Source organism: Mycobacterium marseillense, from assembly GCF_010731675.1.
GTDB classification, from domain to species: domain Bacteria; phylum Actinomycetota; class Actinomycetes; order Mycobacteriales; family Mycobacteriaceae; genus Mycobacterium; species Mycobacterium marseillense.
In genome coordinates this window covers 3,596,064-3,619,624 of the sequence record NZ_AP022584.1, presented here as the reverse complement: position 1 = coordinate 3,619,624, position 23,561 = coordinate 3,596,064, and the positions used below count along the sequence as shown (strand labels likewise).

At 69.1% G+C, this 23,561-nt stretch carries 22 protein-coding genes; 14 read left to right on the top strand and 8 right to left on the bottom strand.

Annotated features, from left to right (window positions below; translation table 11 throughout):
• Nucleotides 1-16: 16 nt before the first annotated feature.
• Together G6N26_RS16605 and G6N26_RS16600 are read right to left on the bottom strand one after the other, a co-directional pair.
• The gene (locus G6N26_RS16605) at nt 17-742 is read right to left on the bottom strand and encodes a pirin family protein (protein WP_083020372.1); all 726 of its coding nucleotides are present in this window, start codon (nt 740-742) and stop codon (nt 17-19) included.
• 25 nt (nt 743-767) lie between these two features.
• A complete protein-coding gene (locus G6N26_RS16600) occupies nt 768-1,646 on the bottom strand; it encodes a MarR family transcriptional regulator (protein WP_067171369.1) in 879 nt (292 codons plus the stop codon).
• A gap of 74 nt (nt 1,647-1,720) precedes the next feature.
• Between G6N26_RS16600 and G6N26_RS16595 the strand changes: the two genes are divergently transcribed.
• Nucleotides 1,721-2,911: an NAD(P)H-dependent amine dehydrogenase family protein gene (locus G6N26_RS16595; protein WP_083020373.1), complete on the top strand. Its 1,191-nt coding sequence runs from the start codon at nt 1,721-1,723 to the stop codon at nt 2,909-2,911.
• An 85-nt stretch (nt 2,912-2,996) separates the two neighbouring features.
• Here G6N26_RS16595 and G6N26_RS16590 read toward each other — a convergent pair whose 3' ends face one another.
• Together G6N26_RS16590 and G6N26_RS16585 are read right to left on the bottom strand one after the other, a co-directional pair.
• Nucleotides 2,997-4,418: an alpha/beta hydrolase domain-containing protein gene (locus G6N26_RS16590; RefSeq protein ID WP_083020374.1), complete on the bottom strand. Its 1,422-nt coding sequence runs from the start codon at nt 4,416-4,418 to the stop codon at nt 2,997-2,999.
• A 13-nt stretch (nt 4,419-4,431) separates the two neighbouring features.
• Complete coding sequence (locus G6N26_RS16585; protein ID WP_083020383.1) at nt 4,432-5,463, bottom strand: sigma-70 family RNA polymerase sigma factor; 1,032 nt, start codon at nt 5,461-5,463, stop codon at nt 4,432-4,434.
• Between the two features lie 80 nt (nt 5,464-5,543).
• Here G6N26_RS16585 and G6N26_RS16580 point away from each other — a divergent pair, with 80 nt between their 5' ends.
• The 4 genes from G6N26_RS16580 (at nt 5,544) to G6N26_RS16565 (ending at nt 9,931) form a co-directional block, all read left to right on the top strand.
• Nucleotides 5,544-6,377: an alpha/beta hydrolase gene (locus G6N26_RS16580; protein WP_083020375.1), complete on the top strand. Its 834-nt coding sequence runs from the start codon at nt 5,544-5,546 to the stop codon at nt 6,375-6,377.
• A 181-nt stretch (nt 6,378-6,558) separates the two neighbouring features.
• On the top strand, nt 6,559-7,308 hold the full coding sequence (locus G6N26_RS16575; RefSeq protein ID WP_067171379.1) for a DUF2786 domain-containing protein: 750 nt from the start codon (nt 6,559-6,561) through the stop codon (nt 7,306-7,308).
• The gene (locus G6N26_RS16570; protein WP_067171381.1) at nt 7,305-7,817 is read left to right on the top strand and encodes a TIGR04338 family metallohydrolase; all 513 of its coding nucleotides are present in this window, start codon (nt 7,305-7,307) and stop codon (nt 7,815-7,817) included. The genes G6N26_RS16575 and G6N26_RS16570 overlap by 4 nt, the downstream gene beginning before the upstream one ends.
• Nucleotides 7,814-9,931 carry a glycoside hydrolase family 3 protein gene (locus tag G6N26_RS16565; RefSeq protein ID WP_083020376.1) on the top strand — a complete coding sequence of 706 codons (2,118 nt, stop codon included), beginning with the start codon at nt 7,814-7,816 and terminating at the stop codon, nt 9,929-9,931. The genes G6N26_RS16570 and G6N26_RS16565 overlap by 4 nt, the downstream gene beginning before the upstream one ends.
• A gap of 41 nt (nt 9,932-9,972) precedes the next feature.
• Here the strand turns inward: G6N26_RS16565 and mymT are convergent, their stop codons facing one another.
• Nucleotides 9,973-10,119 (bottom strand): copper-binding metallothionein MymT, encoded by a 147-nt coding sequence (gene mymT, locus G6N26_RS16560; protein WP_008261926.1) that lies wholly within the window; start codon nt 10,117-10,119, stop codon nt 9,973-9,975.
• A 147-nt stretch (nt 10,120-10,266) separates the two neighbouring features.
• Between mymT and G6N26_RS16555 the strand changes: the two genes are divergently transcribed.
• Nucleotides 10,267-10,923, top strand: coding sequence for an O-methyltransferase (locus G6N26_RS16555; RefSeq protein WP_083020377.1), 657 nt, complete (start codon nt 10,267-10,269; stop codon nt 10,921-10,923).
• 2 nt (nt 10,924-10,925) lie between these two features.
• On the opposite strand, the gene G6N26_RS16550 is transcribed toward G6N26_RS16555, so the two are convergent.
• Entirely contained in the window at nt 10,926-11,909 is a 984-nt protein-coding gene (locus G6N26_RS16550; RefSeq protein ID WP_083020378.1) for an NAD(P)H-dependent flavin oxidoreductase, read from the bottom strand.
• Between the two features lie 115 nt (nt 11,910-12,024).
• Between G6N26_RS16550 and G6N26_RS16545 the strand changes: the two genes are divergently transcribed.
• Nucleotides 12,025-12,465 (top strand): SPW repeat protein, encoded by a 441-nt coding sequence (locus tag G6N26_RS16545; protein ID WP_083020379.1) that lies wholly within the window; start codon nt 12,025-12,027, stop codon nt 12,463-12,465.
• A 65-nt stretch (nt 12,466-12,530) separates the two neighbouring features.
• On the opposite strand, the gene ilvD is transcribed toward G6N26_RS16545, so the two are convergent.
• The gene (gene ilvD, locus G6N26_RS16540) at nt 12,531-14,243 is read right to left on the bottom strand and encodes a dihydroxy-acid dehydratase (RefSeq protein WP_083020380.1); all 1,713 of its coding nucleotides are present in this window, start codon (nt 14,241-14,243) and stop codon (nt 12,531-12,533) included.
• 108 nt (nt 14,244-14,351) lie between these two features.
• Between ilvD and ricR the strand changes: the two genes are divergently transcribed.
• The 5 genes from ricR to G6N26_RS16515 all read left to right on the top strand — a co-directional run bounded on the left by ricR (nt 14,352) and on the right by G6N26_RS16515 (nt 20,156).
• Nucleotides 14,352-14,642, top strand: coding sequence for a copper-sensing transcriptional repressor RicR (gene ricR, locus G6N26_RS16535; protein ID WP_067171393.1), 291 nt, complete (start codon nt 14,352-14,354; stop codon nt 14,640-14,642).
• A gap of 118 nt (nt 14,643-14,760) precedes the next feature.
• Nucleotides 14,761-16,005, top strand: coding sequence for an MFS transporter (locus G6N26_RS16530; protein ID WP_083020381.1), 1,245 nt, complete (start codon nt 14,761-14,763; stop codon nt 16,003-16,005).
• 118 nt (nt 16,006-16,123) lie between these two features.
• Nucleotides 16,124-17,164 (top strand): L,D-transpeptidase, encoded by a 1,041-nt coding sequence (locus G6N26_RS16525; RefSeq protein WP_095577971.1) that lies wholly within the window; start codon nt 16,124-16,126, stop codon nt 17,162-17,164.
• A gap of 146 nt (nt 17,165-17,310) precedes the next feature.
• Nucleotides 17,311-17,913 carry a TetR/AcrR family transcriptional regulator gene (locus G6N26_RS16520; RefSeq protein ID WP_139799230.1) on the top strand — a complete coding sequence of 201 codons (603 nt, stop codon included), beginning with the start codon at nt 17,311-17,313 and terminating at the stop codon, nt 17,911-17,913.
• Entirely contained in the window at nt 17,910-20,156 is a 2,247-nt protein-coding gene (locus tag G6N26_RS16515) for a molybdopterin oxidoreductase family protein (RefSeq protein WP_067168408.1), read from the top strand. Before G6N26_RS16520 ends, G6N26_RS16515 begins: the two co-directional genes overlap by 4 nt.
• Nucleotides 20,157-20,191: 35 nt before the next feature.
• Here the strand turns inward: G6N26_RS16515 and G6N26_RS16510 are convergent, their stop codons facing one another.
• Nucleotides 20,192-22,180, bottom strand: a complete 1,989-nt coding sequence (locus G6N26_RS16510) for a M13 family metallopeptidase (RefSeq protein WP_067168407.1) — start codon at nt 22,178-22,180, stop codon at nt 20,192-20,194.
• A 41-nt stretch (nt 22,181-22,221) separates the two neighbouring features.
• On the opposite strand from G6N26_RS16510, the gene G6N26_RS16505 reads away from it, so the two are divergent.
• Both G6N26_RS16505 and G6N26_RS16500 read left to right on the top strand, forming a co-directional pair.
• Nucleotides 22,222-22,869: a hypothetical protein gene (locus G6N26_RS16505; protein WP_083020365.1), complete on the top strand. Its 648-nt coding sequence runs from the start codon at nt 22,222-22,224 to the stop codon at nt 22,867-22,869.
• A 7-nt stretch (nt 22,870-22,876) separates the two neighbouring features.
• Complete coding sequence (locus G6N26_RS16500; protein ID WP_083020364.1) at nt 22,877-23,560, top strand: hypothetical protein; 684 nt, start codon at nt 22,877-22,879, stop codon at nt 23,558-23,560.
• The last annotated feature ends 1 nt before the right edge of the window (nt 23,561 follow it).

Sequence of the window (23,561 nt, the reverse complement as noted above, 5' to 3'; positions counted from 1 at the left end):
CCGGCCCTCTATGGTCTCAGTCACCCAGCTTCGCGTGCATCTCCCAGATCAGCAGCTCCGAGGGCTCGCTCGCCGCCACGTGCCGGCCGTCGGCGTCGGCGAATCGCAGGGCGTCGCCCTCGTTCAACTCCCCGATTCCTTCGACCCGGATCCGGCCGTGGGCCAGGAAAAGATGCAGGTAGGGGGCCGCAGGGAGGGCCACCGTCGTCCCCGCCCGCAGGCGTGCGACGTGCAGGGCGGCGCTGCGGTTGTGCAGGGTGATGGCCGCGTCGTCGGCGGGGCTGCCTGAGGCGATCGTCACAAGGTTGTCGTCCAACAGCTTCTGGTCGATCTCGTACTGTTGGTAGCTCGGGTCGATGCCGGACTCGTCGGGCACCACCCACATCTGCACGAAATGCACCGGCTCGCTGGGGGAGTCGTTGCGCTCGGAGTGCAGAATGCCACTGCCGGCCGACATACGTTGCGCCAGCCCGGGATAGATGACCCCTCGGTTTCCGGTGGAGTCGTGATGGGACAGTTCGCCGCGCAGCACCCAGGTCACGATTTCCATGTCTCGATGCGGGTGCGTGTCGAAACCCGTTCCAGGGGCGACGATGTCGTCGTTGTTGACCAACAGCAGCCCGTAATGGGTGTTGCCCGGGTCGTAGTGGTCGCCGAAGGAGAACGAGTGCCGGGAGGTCAGCCAGGGTGTGGTGGTGACGGCCCGATCGGCCGCACGCCGGATCTCCGTGGTGGCAGACATGTTTCCAGGGTAATCCTCGGCCGGGTCAGCCGACGGCGGCGGTGAGCAGCCCTTGGGCATGACGGAGCGCGGCGTCGAGTTCGGACAGGGTCAGTCCGGTGGCGTGGCCCAGGTGGATCTCGATCTGGTACTCCGGTTGACCAGCCGGGGAGAAGATCGGCAGCACGACGAATTCGGCAGTGGGCAAGTCTGTTTCGAGGACGTCGGTGACCGACCGCAGCGTCACCATCGTCATCAGCGTGGTGAGCTGACGGGTCACCTGGGCCGTCGGCTCCAGCGACGACAGCACCTCGGCCAGCCGATTGTGCAGCGACTGGTGGGTGTCGTCGAAGCGCCAGGCGCCATAGCCGCGGGCGCGGATGTCGGCCAGCACCCGTTGGTGCTCGGTGATTTCGGCGCGGGTGAGCCGGGGCATCACGCGGTGCAGCCAGGTCGCGATGAAATCCTCGTCACGCCAGGCCATGGCGACCAGACCGAATGGCGGGTCGATGGGGAAGCGCTGCCCCACGGCATGTTCGCCGTCGGTGCCGTGGCCCACGGTGTCGACAGTGGTCAGGTGCCGGGCGCCGATCTTCGACATGGAACAGCCCGCGCCGAGCGTGTCGTGCAGGAAGCGCAGCGCGTCACGCCCGCGGTCCAGCAGCGGAAACTGCTCGCGCAGCCCATGCACGAGCCCGAACAGCCCGCTGCCCAGCGCATAGCGACGATCCCCGCGGCGCGCCACCCAGGCGCCGCGTTCCAGCTCGGCCAGCACGAGGGCACACGTCGAGGTGCTGATCGCGCACCGCTTCGCCAGCTCGGCCGACGTCAAGCCACCCGGCGAATTCGCCAGGGCGGCAAGGACATCCATCACCCGCGCCGTGGGGGGCGATTTGGCGCGTGATTCGCTGCGCTCCTGGGCCATTGACGTAGCCACCGCCGCCTCCCTACGATCCGTCCAAAATACAAGGATATACGTCCTAATATTAGGAGATCGTCGTGTTGAAGGTGGGAGTGTGGGGGCCCGGTTCCATGGGCGTGGTCGCCCTGCGCGGGGTGATCGACCATCCGGAGCTGCAATTGGTCGACGTCGTGGTGCACAGCGACGCCAAGGCCGGCCGCGACGCCGGGGAGCTGTGCGGCATCGCGCCAGTGGGCGTGGTGGCTACCCAGGATCCGGCGGCCATGCTCGCCGGCGACGCCGACGCGGTGGTCTACGCCGCCGGCGCCAACCTGCGGCCGCTGGACGCCGTCGAGGACATGGTCTCGATCCTGCGGGCCAAAAAGAACGTGGTGTCGTGTTCGGTGGTGCCGCTGGTCTTTCCCGACGGCGTCGACGCCGCCTTCACCGAGCCGCTGCGCCAGGCCGCGATCGAGGGCGGGGTGTCGTTCTTCACCACCGGGATCGACTCCGGCTTCGCCAATGACGTTCTGCCGCTGGTACTTACCGGCGTATCCCGGGTGATCGACTCGGTGCGGGTGACCGAGATGTTCAACTACGCGACCTATCCGGATCGCTCCGCGGTCTACGAGATCCTCGGCTTCGGGCAACCACCGGACTACCCGGCCTTCGCTGCCCAGCCCGGGATCTTCACCTTCGGCTGGGGGCCCGTGTTGCACCAGCTCGCCGCCGGGTTGGGGGTCAAGATCGACAACATCGAGGAGGCCAACGAGCGGGTGTCCGCGGGTGAATCGTTCGACACGCCGACGGGGCGTATCGCGGCCGGAACGATCGCGGCCATGCGCTCGACCCTGACCGGTTACGTCGGTGGGAAACCGACATTCGTCCTCGACCACGTGACGCGCATGCGCGACGACATCGCGCCGGACTGGCCCCAGCCGCGCATCTGCATCGAGCCGAAGGACCTCGGTTACGGCATGGCGTCCGGCCGCGGGTTGTACCGCGTGGAGATCGAGGGCTCCCCGAGCATGCGGTGCGAATTCGAGATGGCCGAAGACCACGACCACGACCTGGGGGCGCGCATTGCGGGCTCCTCGCGGATGGTCAACGCCATCCCCGCGGTGTGCGCCGCCCCGCCCGGGCTGCTCTCCGCGCTGGACCTGCCGCTGATCACGGGGACCGGGCTGGTGCGGCCGGTGCCGGGGCCGCCGCCGGACAGCCGGCTGTTCTCGCCCGGCGACGGCGAGCGCCGGAACAGCGCGAGTGAGGAGCCGGGTAATCGGACCTAGGGGCGCTCAGTCCGCTTCGCCGAGTGCGCATTTCACGACGCGGCACGCGGTGCGGTCGCCACCGATCGCGCGCTCGGCGTCAGCGTTAGCCCTGGTTTTTGCCGCGCCCGGGATACGTCGCGGCGGCGAGCTGCAGGATCTCCTCGCGGTCGGCCGGCAGGATGAACCCGGCGCCGATCGCCGCGTCGAGCGCGCCGGTGAAGCGCTCCAGGTATTCGGTGCTACCGCCGGGATAGAGCCCGCGCAGCGTGGCGGCGTCGAAAAGCTCGCCGGAGCCGAAGATCATGGACATGATGCTTTCCTCGCCGCCCAGGCCCGACGTCCGGGCGACCGGCACGTCCACCCACGGGGTCCTGAGGCCGCCGCGGGCGACGCCGTTGTCATCCGGAACCGGTTGTGGCCCTGGCGTTTCGCGGGCCGCGAGAGGCTCCGCGCTCGGCGCCGGCTCGCCGCTGGCGACCCAGGCGTTGAGGGCGGCGAGCCCGGCCTGCACCACATAGTGGTGTTGCGGTCCGAAGTTGATGCAGTGCGCCAATTGTTGGCCCATCAGCATGTTGGTCGGCGCGTAGGCGGCGGCGATGTCCGCGAGCGGCGCCGAGCCGCTGTCGATGAACGCGACCTGGATGGTGTAGTTGTCGGCGTGGGCGGCGCCGGCGATCTCCCACACCCTCAGGTGCTGGTTGTCGGGCTGCCGGGCGAAGTAGTAGCCCTGCCGGGCTCCGCCGAAGACGTCGGTTTCGGTGACGACCGTCAGCAGCGGGACGCGCAGCTCCGGCCGGAACGCAACCCCTTGCGGCTCCTCGGTTTCCGCGAAGATCGAGGTCCCGTGGAGCGGGGCGGCCGAGCCGAAGCGGGAATGGACGAGGAACCCGTCGTAGCTGCGGGCCAACGGGTCGACGGCGTTGATGTAGGTCGTGAGGAACATCGCCGATTGCGATTCCCCTAGCGCGATGACGCGCTGCACGGGCAGATCCCGGACCAGGTCACAGTGGTTGGCGCTGTTGAGCAGGTCGCCGATCTGGGAGAAGATGTCGTAGGAGAAGGCGTCGCCCGGGTGGTGGAGGGGCGCATAACGTTGCGGATCCTGGCTTTTCAGCGACATGTCCGCGCCGAGCAGGCTGTCGCCGCCCTCGATCCCCACCCGCTGCGCCGAGACCCCGACGTAGGCGTAACCGGCCCGGATGATTTCGCGGTGCGCCATCATCCAGACCGCGGGAGCGTCGATGCCGCCGCTCACGTTGAGCCATTCGACGAGCACGGTCCCGTTGAAGCGCGCCGGATCGGTGGGTGTCAGCACCACGATTCGCGTCGTGAAATCGGCGGAGCCCGAGGGTGTTACGTCCCAACGGCCGTCCGGGCCCAGCTCGGTCACCGGGGTATAGGACGTGGCCGTCGCGGAAACGAAGAACTCCTCGACCTGGTAGCCCACGTCGGCGAGGTCATAGGCGCTCAGCAGCAGCAGCGGTCTCCCGGGCGCGGCGGTGACCTGGGCGGTGGAACTCGGCATAAGCGCACCCTTCTTATTGGTGACCCGCGGACAGCGAACCGGGCAGCCCGAACTTGGTGAACAAGGTGTCGTCGAGGAACGCGACCACGTGAGACACCTTGTCGCCGTGCAGATCGAGCACATGCAGCTGAAAGGGGACGTGCACGTCACCGGCGCGCATGTACATCGCCGCGGCCAGCTGACCGTTGGCGACGAGCGGCAGCAGCCGCATGTCTCCGCTCGCCTCGGCCGGGCATTGCTGGTGGATCAGGGTGACGATGTCCGCCGCACCCCGATACCAGCCGGCGTACGGCGGCATTTCCCAGATCGCCTCGGCGGTGAACAACTCGACCAGGCGGTCGATGTCGTAGGTTTCGAACGCGGCGATGTAGCGGGCCAGCAGGTCTTGGGCCTCCGGCGAATCCGGCGGCGCCAGTCGGTCATCGACGTTGGGGCCGACGGCGTCCAGTTGCGACCGGGCCCGCTGCAGCAGGCTGTTGACGGCGGTCGTGGTGGTGCCCACCGCCTCGGCGACCTCGGCGGAGCGCCATTGCAGCACGTCGCGCAGCAACAGCACCGCCCGCTGCCGTGGCGGAAGGTATTGCAGCGCAGCCACGAACGCCAGCCGCACCGACTCCCGCGACCCGACGACCACCGACGGGTCGGACGGGTCGTCGGTCGACGTCGGCAGCGGCTCCAGCCAGGGCACCTCGCGGCGCTCCACCAGCTCGGCGGTCGGGTCCGCGCTGGGGGCGCCCAGGCCCACCGGCAGCGCCCTGCGTCCCTTGCCCTCCAGCGCGCTCAGGCAGGTGTTGGTGGCGATGCGGTGCAGCCAGGTCCGCAGCGAGGACTTACCTTCGAAACGGTCGTAGGCCTTCCAGGCCCGCAGCAACGTCTCTTGCACCAGATCCTCGGCGTCGTGCAAGGAGCCGGTCATCCGGTAGCAGTGGGCGAGCAGCTCGCGGCGATACGGTTCGGCTTGCGCCGAGAAATCGGCCCCCACCACCGGGGAGGGCGCCGGGTACTCCGCCGGATGGTGGTGCCACCCGCTTGCGGGGGAGCTCATCCGCATGAGCCTACGCAGTGTCCGCAAACCCGGTCCCGATCCCAGCCATTACGCTGCCACGTGATGACTAGGACCTCCCGATGAACCGCACCGAACGCAGTTTCGACGGGTTCGGCGGTGTGCGCATCGTCTATGACGTCTGGACCCCTGACACGGCGCCGCGGGCGGTCCTGGTGCTGGCGCACGGCCTCGGGGAGTACGCCCGCCGGTACGACCACGTCGCGCAGCGGTTCGGCGAGGCGGGCCTGGTCACCTACGCGCTGGATCATCGCGGACACGGCCGCTCCGGTGGCAAACGGGCGCTGGTGCGCGACATCCACGAGTACACCGCCGACTTCGACACCCTGGTCGGGATCGCCACCCGGGAGCACCACGGCCTCAAATGCATCGTGTTGGGCCACAGCATGGGCGGGGGAATCGTCTTCGCCTACGGCGTCGAGCGCCCGGACAACTACGACCTGATGGTGCTGTCGGGTCCCGCGGTGGCGGCGCAGGACCAGGTGTCGCCGCTGCTGGCCCTGGCCGCCAAGGTGCTCGGCGCCATCGTGCCCGGGCTGCCCGCGCAAGACCTCGACGTCGACGCCATCTCCCGCGATCCTGCCGTGGTGGCGGCCTACAAAGACGAACCGCTGGTGTACCACGGCAAGGTTCCGGCCGGCATCGGCCGCGCGTTGCTGCAGGTCGGCGAGACGATGCCGCGGCGGGCGCCGGCGCTGACCGCGCCGTTACTGGTGGTGCACGGGTCCGACGACCGGTTGATCCCCGTCGCGGGCAGCCACCGCCTCGTCGAATGCGTGGGGTCCACCGACGTCGAGTTGAAGGTCTACCCCGGCCTGTATCACGAGGTCTTCAACGAGCCCGAGCGTGAGCAGGTGCTTGACGACGTCGTCTCCTGGATCACCGCTCGGTTGTGAGCGAGCGTGTCGGACCGCTCCCGTAGTTTGGCGCTGTGACGATGCAGAGCGCAGCGATGAGGAGGAACGGCGCCGATGACTCGCGCCGGTGACGATGCAGAACGCAGCGATGAGGAGGAACGGCGCCGATGACTCGCGCCGGTGACGATGCAGAACGCAGCGATGAGGAGGAACGGCGCCGATGACTGACGACAAGATGCTGGCGCGCATCGCCGCGCTACTGCGTCAGGCCGAAGGCACCGACAACTCCCACGAAGCGGACGCGTTCATGTCGGCGGCGCAGCGGCTGGCGACGGCCGCGTCCATCGACCTCGCGGTGGCGCGCTCCCATTCGGCGCAGCGTTCGGCCGCGGAGGCCCCGACGCAGCGCACCATCACCATCGGCGCGGCGGGCACCAAGGGGTTACGGACGTATGTTCAGCTCTTCGTGCTGATCGCCGCGGCCAACGACGTTCGATGCGACGTCGCATCGAACTCGACGTTCGTCTACGCCTACGGGTTCGCCGAGGACATCGACGCCAGCCACGCCCTGTACGCCAGCCTGGTCGTGCAAATGGTGCGCGCGTCGGACGCCTATCTCGCCTCGGGTGCGCATCGTCCGACACCGACGATCACCGCCCGACTCAACTTTCAACTGGCCTTCGGGGCGCGCGTCGGCCACCGGCTGGCCGAGGCCCGCGACGAAGCGCGGCAGGAAGCCACCAAGGACCGGCGGCGTGCACCGGGCACCGCTATCGCCCTGCGGGACAAGGAGGTTGAGCTCGTGGACTACTACCGCGGTGCGTCCAAGGCGCGCGGCACCTGGCAGGCCAGTCGAGCCTCGGCCGGGTATTCCTCGGCCGCGCGGCGCGCGGGCGACCGGGCCGGGAAGCGAGCGCGGCTCGGCAACAGCCCGGAACTCCCCGGGGCGCGGAGCGCGCTGAGCGGGTGAGTCCCGGGAACTCCCGCCGGCGGGATTCTCAACGCTCCAGGGTTTATGCGGCCGAGGAATTCGTCCGCACGCTGTTCGACCGTGCCACCGAGCACGGGTCGCCCGCCGTGGATTTCTTCGGCACCCAGTTGACGCTGCCACCCGAGGGACGATTCGGTTCGGTGGCCTCCGCCCAGCGCTACGTGGACGACGTGCTGGCGCTGCCCGCGGTGCGTCAGCGGTGGCCGGGCGTGGCACCGCTGCGGGTCCGGCCGCGGCGGGCCGCCACCGCCGCGCACTACGAAAACCACGACGGCACGGGCGTTATCGCGGTCCCGGACCGTGACACCGCCGACTGGGCGCTGCGTGAGCTGGTGATGCTGCACGAAGTGGCGCATCATTTGTGCCAGGCCGAGCCGGCGCACGGCCCCGAGTTCGTCGCGACGATCTGCGAGTTGTCGGAGCTGGTGATGGGACCCGAAGTGGGGCATGTGCTGCGCGTCGTCTACGCCAAAGAGGGTGTGCGGTGAGCGATCCTGACGAGAGGGCGCGCGAGATCGAAGCCCAGATGACCGACGACGAGCGGTTCTCGCTGCTGGTCTCGGTGATGGGGGCCGGTGACCTGTGGCCGGTACGCGACGAGCGCATCCCGGCGGACACACCGATGAGCGCGGGGTACGTGCCCGGGGTACCCCGCCTCGGGGTGCCGCCCCTGCGGATGAGCGACGCGGGCCTGGGCGTCACCAACCCCGGCTACCGCCCGGGCGACACGGCCACCGCGCTGCCGGCCGGCCTGGCACTGGCCGCCGGCTTCGATCCGGCGCTGGCCCGGTCCGCCGGCGAAGTGATCGGTTCAGAAGCGCGCAGCCGCGGATTCAACGTGCAGCTCGCCGGGGCGATGAATCTCGCGCGCGACCCGCGCAACGGCCGCAACTTCGAATACCTGTCCGAGGACCCGCTTTTGACCGCCACGATGATCGCGGAGTCGATCGACGGCATTCAGCGCCACGGCGTCATCTCGACGGTCAAGCACTACTCGCTGAACTGCAACGAGTCCAATCGGCACTTCCTGGACGCGGTCATCGATCCCGACGCGCACCGCGAATCCGACCTGCTGGCCTTCGAGATCGCGATCGAGCGGGCGCAACCCGGCGCCGTGATGACCGCGTACAACAAGGTCAACGGCGTCTACGCCGCGGCGAACGCCGTCCTGATCAACGAGGTCCTCAAGGGCGCCTGGGCGTATCGCGGTTGGGTCATGTCCGACTGGGGCGCCACCCCCGGCTGGGAATGCGCGCTGGCCGGTCTCGACCAAGAATGCGGGGCCCAGATCGACGCGCTGCTGTGGCAGGCCGAGACCTTCGGTGCGCCGCTGCGCGACGCGTACGCCGAGGGCAGGCTGCCCCGGGAGCGGCTGTCGGACATGGTCCGACGGATCCTGCGGTCCATGTTCGCCGTCGGTATCGACGCCGCCGCCGCGCCGCCGGAACCGGATATGGCCGCGCACAACGAGATTGCGCTGCGCATAGCTCGCCAAGGCGCCGTGTTGTTGACCAACCGCGGAGCGCTCCCGTTGGCGCCCGAGCCGGGCCAACGCATCGCCGTCATCGGCGGGTACGCGCACCTGGGCGTGCCGGCCGGTTACGGTTCGAGCACCGTCGTCCCCCACGGTGGCTATGCGGGCGTGGTCCCGATCGGCGGCTCGGGACTGGAGGCCGGGCTGCGCAACCTGTACCTGCTACCGTCGTCTCCGCTGCAAGAATTGCGAAACCAATTGCCGCAGACCCAGATTGAGTTCGATCCCGGCGTCAGCCCCGCCGAGGCGGCGCGCGCGGCGCAGCTCGCCGACGTCGCGATCGTGTTCGCGGTGCGTGCGGAGGGGGAAGGTTACGACCTCGCCGACCTGTCGCTGCCGTGGGGGCAGGACGAGATGATCATGGCCGTGGCGGCAGCCAACCCCAACACCGTGGTGGTCCTCGAGACCGGCAATCCGGTGAGCATGCCGTGGCGTGCTGCGGTGAACGCCGTCGTGCAGGCATGGTATCCGGGCCAGGCCGGCGCCCGCGCGATCGTAGGGATCCTCACCGGGCGGGTGAATCCGTCGGGCCGGCTTCCGATCACCTTTCCGGTCGATCTGGACCAGACGCCGCGCCCGCGGCTGCCCGGCGCCGGCGCGCCATGGGGGACGGCCAGCACGATCGAGTACTCCGAGGGCGCCGATGTCGGCTATCGCTGGTATGCGGGCAATGGCCACGTCCCGATGTTTGCCTTCGGTCATGGCTTGTCCTACACCAGGTTTGACTACCGCGACCTGGTGCTCACCGGCGGAGACACCATCACCGCGAGTTTCAGCGTCGTCAATGTCGGCGATCGCGCCGGGGCCGACGTGCCGCAGCTGTATGTGACGGCAGCACCCGGCGGACCGTGCCTGCGGTTACTGGGATTCGAGCGGGTCGAGCTCGAACCGGGCGCCACCCGCCGGGTGAGGATCGAGGCCGATCCGCGCCTGCTCGCCCGCTACGACAGCAGTGTCGGAAGCTGGCGGATCGAGCCCGGCGATTACGCGGCGGCCGTGGGCATTTCGGCGTCGGCCATGCGGCTGGCGGCCGCGGTCGAGCTGACCGGCCGTACGTTCGGGCGATGACTCGCACCGGTTGACGCCGAACGCACGACCGGCCCGACGCGTTACTCGACGGGGGTCAGCGCATCGCCGCACGTGCAGCGGTACCCCTCACCCGCACCCGAGCAGTGGCAGGGAACCTCGATGCGGACACGGCAGCCGCAGCCTTCGTGACCGCACGTCAACAGGGTTCCGGCTTCGTAAGTTGCCATTTTGACTCACCCTCTTCTTGTGGTGTGACTCATGCGGCGCGGTTCGGCCGCACCCTCACTATATACCCCCCATGGGTATACGTAAACACTCGCGACGGGTTCGGTGGCGCGCGCGTGGGCCGATCGCGCGCGGCTAGCGTTGACGTCATGAGCGAAAAACCAACCCCCCACGACGTCGACGCCTTCCTGGACAGCACAGTGGTCGGCGACGACCCGGCATTGACCGCCGCGCTCGAGGCCAGCAACGCGGCCGGGCTACCGCCGATCGCGGTCTCGGTGCAGCAAGGAAAGTTCCTGAGCCTGCTCGCGGGCGCCACCGGCGCGCGGCGCATCCTCGAGATCGGCACCCTGGGCGGTTTCAGCACGATCTGGCTGGCGCGCGGCGCCGGGCCGCAGGGCCGGGTGGTGACGCTGGAATACGCGCCGAAGCACGCCGAAGTGGCGCGCGGCAACCTGGAGCGCGCCGGCGTCGCCGAGCGGGTCGAGGTGATCGTCGGCGCAGCGCTGGATACGCTGCCGACGGTCACCGGCCCCTTCGATCTGATCTTCATCGACGCCGACAAGGAGAACAACCTTGCGTACCTGGAGTGGGCCGTTCGACTGGCCCGTCCCGGCGCAGTCGTCGTGGTGGACAACGTGATTCGCGACGGACAGATCCTGCGGCCGGACTCCGACGATGCCCGGGTGGTGGCGACCCGAAAGACGCTGCAGGCGATGGGGGAGCACCCGCGCCTGGACACGGCGGTGATCCAGACGGTGGGGGCCAAGCACTGGGACGGCTTCGCCTTGGCTCTGGTGCAGTAGCCTCAGCGCGGCGACAGGTCGGCGACCGCTTGCCCGGCGGAGGTGAGTTCGCCGATCCGCAGGGCGGTTTCACCGGCGTAGAGGGCGACGCTGTCCAGCCGGGAATCGGGCACACCGGCCACCGGCGCCAGGGGCGTGAAGAACGGAAGAGCCGGGGACTGCAGGCGCATCAGTGCACCCGCGTCGAAATAGCCCAGCGCCGAGACCGGGCGACTGGCCGCGTTGAGCGCCGCCGGCACCGCCTTGGCCCATCCGTCGGGGCGGCACCACCGGCGCGTGGCTGCGTTGGGCACGACGCGGTGGCGTAGCGGCCAGCTCAGGCCGAACAGGTTGGTCTCGATCGTCCTGTCGGCCTGAAGGATTCGCCGCTGATACTCGCGGCTCGCGTTGGCCTCGTGCGTCAACAGGAATCGCGTGCCCGCGATCACGCCGCTGGCACCGCCGTCCAGCGCGGCGCGCGTATCGGCGGCGGTGGCGATGCCGCCGGCCAGGAATACCGGACGGTCCCCGGCCGCGCTCAGGGCGTGCGGCAGGAAATCGAGGGCTGGCACGGTCCCGACGAGGTGCCCGCCGGCCTCGCGCCCCTGAGCGATCAAACCGTCGGCGCCGCAGGCGATCGCGGCACCCGCCTGCGCCTCGGTGCCCACCATCACGAAGACGAAGATCCCGGCGTCGCGCAGATGCTCGACGAGGCCCCGCTTCTCGCCGAACGCCAACACGACAGCGTCCACCCGGGCGTCGACGCACACCGCGACGTGGTGGCGATGCACGAAGGGCAGCAACAGGTTTACCGCAACGGCACGGCCCGGCGCTTGTTCGCGCACCCGGTCGATCGAGGCGCGCAGTCGCCGCGGCGTGTCGATGCCCAGCGTGCCCAGCCCACCAGCGTCGGCGACCGCGGCCGCCAGGCTCGCCCCCGCCAGCCCGCCGCCCATGCCGGCCTGCCCCACGGGGCAATCGAGCCGCAACCGGTCCGTGACGTCCATCCTCAATACGCTACGCGGACCCTCGAACCCCGCCGCGATCGAGCGTAATCTGGACCACAGATGGATGGGTGCAGTCCAGCTCAAAAGGCTTGCTGCATAACAGAAAGGTCACAAAATGAGTACAGTCCATTCATCAATCGATCACCACCCCGATTTGTTGGCGCTACGCGCCCGCTACGAGCGCGTGGCCGAGTCGATGAGTGCGCATTTCACCTTCGGCCTCGCACTGCTGACGGGTCTGTATGTGGCCACGTCGCCGTGGATCGTGGGATTCAGCGCGACGAGGTCGCTCGCCACGTCTGACCTGATCGTCGGGATCGCGGTGGCGTTCCTGGCGTACGGGTTCGCGACGACGCTGGATCGCGCACACGGCATGACGTGGACGTTGCCGGTGCTCGGCGTGTGGGTCATCGTGTCGACGTGGATCCTGCCGGACGTCGCGCTGACCACCGGCATGACCTGGTCGAATGTCGTCGCGGGTGCGTTGTTGACGTTCTTGGGTCTCAACGCCACCTACTTCGGCATGCGCACGCGCGCCACGGGCACCCACGCGTAGACCCCGAATTCGGTTAGGTCGCAGGACGATTGACCGCCTGGCCGGGCGATCCGGTCAGGCGGAGATCAACCGCAGACTGCGCCGATCGCCGCCGAGCTGACCAGCTTGACGTACTTGGCCAGCACGCCGGTCTTGTAGCGCGGCACGGGCGGCGTGAACCCCGTTCGCCGAGAGTCGAATTCGGCGGGATCGGTGAGCACGTCGAGGACACAGTTCGCGACGTCCAGGCGAATACGGTCGCCGTCGCGCAGAAACGCGATCGGTCCGGCGTCCACCGCCTCCGGGGCGATGTGCCCGACGCACAGGCCGGTCGTCCCGCCGGAGAACCTGCCGTCGGTCAGCAACAGCACGTCCTTGCCGAGGCCGGCGCCCTTGATTGCGCCCGTGATGGCCAGCATTTCACGCATGCCGGGCCCGCCCTTGGGGCCTTCGTAGCGGATCACGACCGCGTCACCCTTGGTGATGGTGCCGTCCTCCAGCGCATCCAGCGCGGCCCGCTCGCCGTCGAAAACCCTTGCGGTGCCCTCGAACACGTCGGAATCGAAACCGGCAGACTTGACCACCGCGCCCTCGGGCGCCAGCGATCCGCGCAGGATGGTGATGCCGCCGGTGGGGTGGATGGGATTGCTCAGGGCCCGCAGCACCTTGCCGTCCGGGTCGGGCGGGGCGATCTCGGCCAGGTTCTGGGCCACGGTCGCGCCGGTCACCGTCAGGCAATCGCCGTGCAGCAGGCCGGCATCCAGCAAGGCCTTCATCATCACCGGCACGCCGCCGATGTGGTCGACGTGAGACATGACGTGGCGGCCGAACGGCTTGACATCAGCCAAATGCGGAACCTTCGATCCGATCCGGCTGAAGTCGTCGAGCGTCAGCGCGACGTCGGCCTCGTGGGCGATGGCCAGCAGATGCAGCACCGCGTTGGTGGAACCGCCGAACGCCATCACCACCGCGATCGCGTTCTCGAACGCCTCCTTGGTGAGGATGTCGCGGGCGGTGATCCCGCGCCGCAGCAGTTCGACGACCGCCGCGCCGCTGCGCCGCGCGAACCCGTCGCGGCGGCGGTCGGTCGCCGGCGGCGCCGCGCTGCCTGGCAACGACATCCCGAGCGCCTCGGCCGCGCTGGCCATCGTGTTGGCCGTGTACATGCCGCCACAGGCGCCCTCGCCGGGACAGATCGCCCGCTCGATGGCGTCGACGTCCTCGCGCGGCATCAGCCCGCGGGCGCACGCCCCCACCGCCTCGAACGCGTCGATGATGGTGACCTCGCGCTCGCTGCCGTCGGAAAGCTTGGCGACCCCGGGCAGGATCGAGCCCGCGTAGAGGAACACCGAGGCCAGGTCCAGCCGCGCGGCGGCCATCAGCATTCCGGGCAGCGACTTGTCGCAGCCGGCCAGCAGCACCGAGCCGTCGAGGCGTTCGGCCTGCATCACCGTCTCGACGCTGTCGGCGATCACCTCGCGCGACACCAGCGAGAAGTGCATGCCCTCGTGGCCCATCGAAATGCCGTCGGACACCGAGATGGTGCCGAACTCGAGGGGGTACCCGCCGGCCGAGAACACCCCCTCCTTGACCGCCTTGGCGAGCCGGTCCAGGGAGAGGTTGCACGGCGTGATCTCGTTCCAGGACGACGCGACCCCGATCTGCGGCTTGGCGAAGTCCTCGTCGCCCATGCCTACGGCCCGCAGCATGCCACGGGCGGCGGCCTTCTCCAGGCCGTCGGTGACGTCACGACTACGCGGCTTGATGTCGGCGGTCCGAGCCGAATCGGTGGTGGGCATCGTTCAAGTATGCGCTGGCCAGTCGCGATGCCCGTTGCCGGGGTAATACCCCGATGGGGTATAAGCTGGGATCGGCGGGCCACACGGAGCGGCAGGGGTGAAACGACGATGACCGACGAACACGGGTACTCGCAGCAGAAGGACAATTACGCCAAGCGGCTGCGGCGCATCGAGGGCCAGGTGCGGGGCATCGCCCGCATGATCGAGGAAGACAAGTACTGCATCGACGTCCTGACCCAGGTCAGCGCCGTCAACAGCGCGTTGCGGTCGGTCGCGCTGAATTTGCTCGATGAGCACCTGAGCCACTGCGTCACCCGGGCCGTGGCCGAGGGCGGCGCCGAGGCCGACGCCAAGCTCACCGAGGCCTCCGCCGCGATCGCTCGCCTCGTTCGCTCCTGATCGCAGGGCGTGTTGCCACGCCAAGTTGGAGGAACCGGTTGTCGGTGTGCGTACGGTAGGGGAGCGTGACCTCGGCGACGTTGCTCAGCCGATTGCGCACACCCAAGCGATGACTGTGATGACTGCCGAAACCGCCAACACAGCCGCGCGAACGTGGACGCCACGGATCGCGGCTCAGCTCGCCATCCTCGCGGCCGCGGCCTTCACCTATGTCACCGCCGAGATTTTGCCGGTCGGGGCGCTGCCGGCGATCGCCCGCAACCTCAACGTCAGCTTGGTCCTGGTTGGCACCCTGCTGTCGTGGTACGCCCTGGTGGCGGCGCTGACGACGATCCCGCTGGTGCGCTGGACGGCGCACCTGCCCCGCCGCCGCGTGCTGGTGGTGAGCCTGACCTGCCTGACCGCCTCGCAGGTGATCTCGGCGCTGGCGCCCAACTTCGCGGTGCTGGCCGCCGGGCGGGTGCTGTGCGCGATCACCCACGGCCTGCTGTGGTCGGTCATCGCGCCGATCGCGACCCGGTTGGTGCCGCCCAGCCACGCCGGGCGCGCGACCACGTCGATCTACGTCGGCACCAGCCTGGCGCTGGTCGTGGGCAGCCCGCTGACCGCGGCCCTGAGCCTGATGTGGGGCTGGCGCCTGGCCGTCGTGTGCGTCACCGTGGCGGCCGCGCTGGTCACGGTCGCCGCGCGGCTGATGCTGCCGGAGATGGTGCTCACGGAGGACCAGCTGGCCCACGTCGGGCCCCGGTCCCGCCATCACCGCAACCCCCGGCTGATCACGGTGAGCGTGCTGGCGATGATCGCGGTGACCGGCCATTTCGTGTCCTACACGTTCATCGTCGAGTTGATCCGCAACGTCCTGGGCGTGCGGGGGCCGAACCTGGCCTGGGTGCTGGCCGCCTACGGGCTGGCCGGCCTGCTGTCGGTGCCGCTGGTGGCGCGGCCGCTGGACCACCGGCCCAAGAGCGCCGTCATCCTGTGCATGGCCGGACTGACGGCGGCCTTCGTGGTGCTGACCGCGCTGGCGTTCGGCGGCCGGTCCGGCGCGACGACCGCACTGATCGGCACCGCCGCGATCGTGCTGTGGGGAGCCATGGCCACCGCCGTGTCGCCGATGATGCAATCCGCCGCCATGCGCAACGGGGCCGACGACCCCGACGGCGCGTCGGGTCTGTACGTGACGGCGTTTCAGGTCGGCATCATGGCCGGCTCGTTGGCGGGTGGTCTTCTCTACGAGCACAGCGTCACGACGATGCTCATCGCTTCGGCGATCCTGATGGCGGTCGCGCTCGTCGGCATCGCGGCCAACCGGCGGATGCTCGACGTCCCCCAGCCGCCGCCGACAAGCTCACTCGATTCATAAAAGCCCTGTTCAAGGGCGCCATTGCGCCGCCGTCGGGCCCGCGCACGCCCGTCGACGACGGTCTTCGGCGCGCGCCCTATGCCACACTGTGTCGGAGTAGACGAGTGGAGGTATGCATATGTCGGGCTGGACGAAGGCCTGGACTTTCAGGGGTCTCTTCGCCGCTCTGAACGTCACCGGCTGGGGCGCTGTCTTGACCCTGGCGCTGGTGCTGAGCGCGGCCCCCGCGCTGGCCGACCCGGAGCCGGCCCCCGGTGATCCGGGCGCCGTCGCCGCCCCGCCCGGCCCGCCCGCGCCGCCGGATCCCTTCGCGCCGCCACCCCCGCCCGACCCGCTGGCACCGCCGCCCCCGCCCGACCCGGTGGCGGCCCCGCCATGGGTTCCGCCGATGGCGGAACCCGCGGCCGCCTCGGCCGCCGGGCAGAACCCCGCCCCGTTCACCGGGACCGCGCCATTCGGGCCCCCGAAGATCCAGCCCGCCAACGGGTCGACCGTGGGCGTTGGCCAGCCGATCATCATCAACTTCCCGGGACGGGTCGACGACGCCGGCGCCGCCGAAGGCGCGGTCCACGTCTCGTCGGTGCCCGCGGTCCCGGGCAAGTTCTACTGGATGACCCCCACGCAGCTGCGCTGGCGGCCGTTGAGCTTCTGGCCCGCCCACACCGCGGTGACCGTCGACGCCGGGGGCACCGTGTCGAGCTTCCGCACCGGAGACACGCTGGTGGCGACGGCCGACGACGCCACGCATCAGTTGACCGTGACCCGCAACGGCACGGTGGAGAAGACGATCCCGATGTCGATGGGCATGACGTCCGGTAACCACCAGACCCCCAATGGCACCTACTACGTGCAGGACAAGAAGGCGTCGGTGGTGATGGACTCGTCGACCTACGGGGTGCCGGTCAGTTCGACCTACGGCTACAAGGTGACGGTGGAGGACGCGGTCCGCTTCGACAACGTCGGCGACTACGTGCACAGCGCCCCCTGGTCGGTGGACGACCAGGGCAAGCGCGACGTCAGCCACGGCTGCATCAACATCAGCCCGTCCAACGCGAAGTGGTTCTTCGACAACTTCGGCGCGGGGGACCCGATCATCGTGAAGAACTCCACCGGCGGCAGCTACAAGAAGAACGACGGCTCCGCCGACTGGATGAACTAGCTCTTCGCCAGCAGCCGCAGAATCGCCCATTTCCTCGTGAACTCGGCGATTTCTGCTTTTCTCCGCCGTCGCGCCGCAGCGGGGGCTTTCGCGGGTCGCCGGATTATGTATAGCATCATATATAACTTCGGCCCTGAGGAGCGGCGGTGCGCGGTCCACGCGAACGGATGGTGATCTCGGCGGCGCTGCTGATCAGGGAGCGCGGCGCGCACGCCACCGCCATCTCCGACGTGCTCGAGCACAGCGGGGCGCCGCGCGGTTCGGCGTACCACTACTTCCCGGGCGGCCGCACGCAACTGCTGTGCGACGCGGTGGACTACGCCGGCGACCACGTCGCCGAGATCATCGCCGAGGCCGAGAACGGCCTGCAGCTGATCGACACCCTGATCGACAAATACCGCCAACAGCTGCTCGACACCGACTTCCGCGCCGGCTGTCCCATCGTGGCCGTCTCCGTGGAGGCGGGCGAGCAGCAGGACGCCGAGCGCATGGCGCCGGTCGTCGAGCGTGCGGCGGCGGTGTTCGACCGCTGGACCGACCTGATCGCGCAGCGCTTCATCGCCGACGGCATAGCCCGGGAACGAGGGGGTGAACTGGCGGTCCTGGCCACCACCGCGCTCGAGGGCGCGATCCTGCTGGCCCGGGTGCGCCGCGATCTGATGCCCCTTGACGTCGTGCGCCGTCAGCTGCGCGAGCTGCTGTTGGCGACCCCGCCCCATCAGGTAACCGAAGAGGATGTCCCGCAATGACCGGTGAATGGCACTCCACCGCCTGCATCTTGTGCGAATGCAACTGCGGCATCGTCGTTCAGCTCGACGACCGCCGGCTAGCCCGCATCCGCGGCGACAAGGCACACCCGGCATCGCAGGGCTACACGTGCAACAAGGCGCTGCGGCTGGACCACTATCAGAACAGCCGCACCCGGCTGACCTCCCCGCTGCGCCGCCGCGCCGACGGCAGCTACGAGGAAATCGACTGGGACACCGCGATCGTGGAGATCGCCGAGGGGTTCAAGCGCATTCGCGACACCTACGGCGGGGACAAGATCTTCTACTACGGCGGCGGCGGGCAGGGCAATCACCTGGGCGGGGCGTACAGCGGCGCCTTCCTGAAAGCGCTGGGATCCCGCTACCGCTCAAATGCGTTGGCGCAGGAGAAAACCGGTGAGTCCTGGATCGACGGACAGTTGTACGGGGGCCACACCAGGGGAGAGTTCGAGCACGCTGAAGTGGCGGTGTTCGTCGGCAAGAATCCGTGGATGTCGCAGAGCTTTCCGCGCGCGCGGGTGGTGCTGAACGAGATCGCCAAGGATCCGGCCCGGTCGATGATCGTCATCGATCCCGTCCTCACCGACACCGCCAAGATGTCCGACTTCCATCTGCGGGTGCGACCCGGCACCGACGCGTGGTGCCTGGCGGCGCTGGCCGCCATCCTCGTCCAGGAAAACCTCTGCGACGAAACTTTTCTCGCCGATCATGTGCGCGGCGCCGACACCGTCTGCGCCGCCTTGCGCGACGTCGCGGTCGCCGACTACGCGCAACACTGCGGGGTCGACGAGGAACTGCTGCGCGCGGCGGCCCGGCGCATCGGCGCCGCCGCCAGCGTGTCGGTCTTCGAGGATCTCGGCGTGCAGCAGGCCCCCAACAGCACGCTGTGCTCCTACCTGAACAAGCTGCTGTGGGTGCTCACCGGCAACTTCGCGAAAAAAGGTGGCCAGCACCTGCATTCGTCGTTCGCGCCGCTGTTCGGCCAGTTCTCCGGCCGCACGCCGGTCACCGGCGCTCCCATCATCTCCGGACTGGTGCCCAGCAACGTGGTGCCCGAGGAAATCCTGACCGACCACCCGGACCGCTTCCGCGCCATGATCGTGGAAAGCAGCAATCCCGCTCACTCGCTGGCCGATTCGACCGCCTGCCGCGAGGCCTTCCGGTCGCTGGAACTGATGGTGGTCATCGACGTCGCGATGACCGAGACCGCCAGGCTCGCCCATTACGTGCTTCCCGCCGCCTCCCAATTCGAGAAGCCCGAGGCCACCTTCTTCAACCTGGAGTTCCCGCACAACACTTTCCAATTGCGCCGCCCGCTGCTGGAGCCGTTGCCCGGAACACTGCCCGAGCCCGAGATCTGGGCCCGGCTGGTGCGCGCGCTCGGCGTGGTCGACGACGCGGATCTGCGGCCCCTGCGCGACGCCGCCCAACGGGGCCGGCCAGCCTACGCCGAGGCCTTCCTATCGGCCGTCGCCACCAATCCCACGGTGGCGCAGCTGCTCCCGTACGTGCTCTACGAGACCCTCGGACCCACGCTGCCGGACGGCCTGCGCGGCGCGGCCGCCCTGTGGGGCCTGGCCCAGAAGACCGCGATGAGCTATCCCCACGCCGTGCGGCGCGCCGGGCACGCCGACGGCAACGCGCTGTTCGACGCGATCCTCGATAACCCCTCGGGAGTGACGTTCACCGTTCACAACTACGAGGACGACTTCGCGTTGATCGGCCACTCCGACCGCAAGATCGCGCTGGAAATCCCGTCGATGCTCGACGAATTGGCGGCGCTGGCCCGCACCCCGGCCGAGCTGACCACCCCCGATTTCCCGATCGTGCTGTCGGTGGGCGAGCGGCGCGCCTACACCGCCAACGACATCTTCCGGGACCCGTCCTGGCGCAAGCGCGATGCCGACGGCGCCTTGCGGGTGAGCGTCGAAGACGCCCAGGCGTTGGGCCTCGCCGACGGATGCCGGGCGCGCATCAGCACCGCGGCCGGCAGCGCCGAGGCGACCGTGGAGATCACCGAGACCATGCTGCCCGGACATGCAGCCCTGCCCAACGGTTTTGGGCTCGACTACCTCGACGACGACGGTCACACCGTCGTACCCGGCGTAGCCCCGAACGCGCTGACCTCGACTGGGTGGCGCGATCCCTATGCGGGCACACCGTGGCACAAGCACGTGCCCGCGCGCATCGAACCCTGCCGAGCAGACGCAACAGTCCCCATTTGACGGCGTGTTACGTCTGCTCGCGGGGGAGGCCGGCGTCAGTTCCAGATCTTGACCCGGCGGTCCGGCTCCAAGAACAGCGCTCCGGAGTCGGCGCCGTCGAAAGCGTCGTAGAAGGCGTCCATGTTGCGCAGCACGCCGTTGCAGCGGAATTCCGGCGGCGAGTGCGGGTCCACCGCCAGGCGCCGGATCGCTTCGGCGTCACGGGATTTGGTGCGCCACACCTGGGCCCAGCCGTAGAACACGCGCTGCACGCCGGTCAGGCCGTCGATCACCGGAGCGGGCTGGCCGTTCAGCGACAACTGGTAGGCGAGCAGCGCGATCGACAACCCGCCCAGGTCGCCGATGTTCTCCCCGACGGTGAACGCGCCGTTCACGTGGTGGCCGCCGGCGAGCCCCCGCGGGATGTACGTGTCGTACTGTTCGATGAGAGCTTTTGTGCGGGTGCCGAATTCGGTGCGGTCGGCATCCGTCCACCAGTCGACCAGGTTCCCGTCACCGTCGTACTTGGCGCCCTGGTCGTCAAAGCCGTGGCCGATCTCGTGCCCGATCACCGCACCGATGCCGCCGTAGTTCGCGGCATCGTCGGCCTCGGCGTCGAAGAACGGCGGCTGCAAAATGGCCGCGGGGAAAACGATTTCGTTCATCCCCGGGTTGTAGTACGCGTTGACCGTCTGCGGGGTCATGAACCACTCGTCCTTGTCCACCGGACCGCCGAGCTTGGCCAGCTCGCGGTCGTGGTCGACGGCGTACCCGCGCTGGTAGTTGCCGTAGAGGTCGTTGCGGTCGATCACCAGCGCGGAGTAGTCCCGCCACTTCGCCGGGTAGCCGACCTTGGCGGTGAACTTGTCCAGCTTGGCCAGCGCCCGCTCCCTGGTCTGCGGTGTCATCCATTCCAGGTCGTTGATGCTCATCCGGTAGGCCGCCCGCAGGTTGGCCACCAGCTCGTCGATGCGCGCCTTGGCGCCGGGCGGGAAATGCCGCTGCACGTACAGCTTTCCGACCGCGTCGCCCATCAGGCCCTCGACCAGCGAGACCGCGCGCTTCCACCGCTCGCGGATCTGCTCGGCCCCGGTCAGGCGGCGGCCGTAGAAGTCGAAGTCCGCGGCCACCAGTTCGTCGGTCAGCCAGGAGGATCGGGCGCGGATCACCCGCCAGCGTGCCCAGCTCTTCCACACCTCGAGGTCTTCGCCGCGCCACAATTCGGCGAATGACCGAATGTAATCCGGTTGGCGCACAACGACCTCCGCGAGCGCGTCAACGTTGGTGCCCAGTGCGGCGACCCACGTGACCCAGTCGAAGCCCACCGATTCGTCGCGCAATTCCGCGAACGTACGCAGGTTGTAGCTGAGGTCGGCGTCGCGGCGCTTGACCACGTCCCAGTGCGCCTCGGCCAGCCTGGTCTCAAGCGCGACGATGCGCTCAGCGGTCTGGATGTGGCTTTCCGGGTCCCCGCCGAACACCAGGCCGAACATCCGCGCGATGTGCCCGGGGTAGGCCTCGAGCACCTCGGCGTGCTGCTCCTCGCGGTAGTAGGACTCATCGGGCAGGCCGAGCCCGGACTGGGTGAAGTGCACCAGGTAGCGCGCCGAGTTCTTGGCGTCGGTGTCCACGTACATCGCGACGCCGCCGCCCACCCCGGTGCGCTGCAGCGCGCCCAGGGCCGCGGCCAGCGCGTCGGCGTCGGCGGCGCCATCGATCACGGCCAGCTCGTCGAGCAGCGGGCGCACACCGCGGCGCTGCACGGTTTCCTCGTCCAGGAAGCTCGCATACAGATCGCCGATGCGCTGCGCGTCGGGGTCGCCGGCCGCCGAACCCTGCTCGCTGGCCTCGACGATGAGGTCGCGCACCTGCTCCTCGGCGCGGTCGTAGAGCTGCCGGAAGGCGCCGTCGGTGGCCCGGTCCGCCGGTATCTCGTATTCGGCCAGCCAACGACCGTTGACGTGACCGAACAGGTCGTCTTGGGGGCGGATGCTGTCGTCTACGTGGCTCAGGTCGATGCCCGAGCGGAGAGCCGTATTCGTCACCCCGCCATCCTTCCATCTTTCCCGGGTGCAACGATCGGGCCATGTCCGAGGGCGCGCGCACCGAGCCACCTGCCGAAGAAGAATCCGCCGACGTCCATGTCGACGACGCCGAAGCCGCTGGCGGAGAGGTCTTCTCCCATTACGGCGTCGCGTCAACGGTTCTCGGCGTGCTGTCGGTGGCCGCGATCGTGCTCGGCGTGTTCATCTGGTCCGGCCACCGCGACCAGGTCGCCGAGCGCGGCTACCTGAGCCGCGTCATGCAGACCGCTGCGGAGTGGACGAACGTGCTGATCAACATGAACAGCGGCAACGTCGACGCCAGCCTGCAGCGGCTGCACGACGGCACGGTCGGCGAACTCAACACCGACTTCGATGCCGCCGTGCAGCCCTACCGCGCCGTGGTGGAAAAGCTGCAGTCCAAGAGCGCCGGGCGGATCAACGCCGTGGCGATCGAGACCGTGCACCACGAACTCGACTCCCAGCCGGGTGCGCCACGGCCCCCGGGATCAGAGTCGGTCCCCACCAAGTTGCCGCCGTTCGCGAGCCGCACCGACTCGGTGATGCTGATCGCCACGTCGGTCAGCGAAAACGTCGGCGCCAAGCCGCAGACCGTGCACTGGAACCTGCGGCTGGACGTATCCAACGTGGACGGCAAGCTGATGATCTCCGGGCTGGCGTCGATCAGGTGAGGATCCGATGAGAAACATCTGGCGACTGTTCGCCTTCGACCTCGCGGCCCCGCTGGCCGCGATCGCCGCGTTGTTGGCCATCGGTGCGGTGCTCGGCTGGCCGCTGTGGTGGGTGTCGGCCTGCTCGGTGCTGGTGCTGCTGATCGTGGAGGGGATGGGCGTCAATTTCTGGCTGCTGCGCCGCGATTCGGTCAGCCTCGGCACCGACGACGAAGCACCGGGGCTGCGGTTGGCGGTCGTCCTGCTGAGCACGGCCGCCCTGGCGGCGGCTGTGGCGACCGGCTACACGCACTGGACCAAGACGGACCGCGATTTCACCGACGACTCCCGCAAGGTCGTGCGGATCGCCGCCGACATGGCCGAGGCCATGGCGTCGTTCAGCCCCACCGCCCCGACCGGTTCCATCGACCGGGCCACGGCCATGGTCGTGCCCGAGCACGCCGCCGCGTTCAAGGAGCAGTACACCAAGTCCAGCGCCGAGCTGGGCCAGCACCACGTCACCGCCCAAGCCGCCACGGTCTCGGCCGGCGTCGAGGCGCTCGGGCCGTCGGCGGCCAGCGTGGCCGTGGTCGTGCGGGTGACCCAGAACGCGCCGGGCCAGCCACCGAGTCAGGCGGCGCCGGCCTTGCGGGTGACGCTGACCAAGCGCGGCAGCGACTGGCTGGTCGCCGACGTGCTGCCGATCAGGTAGC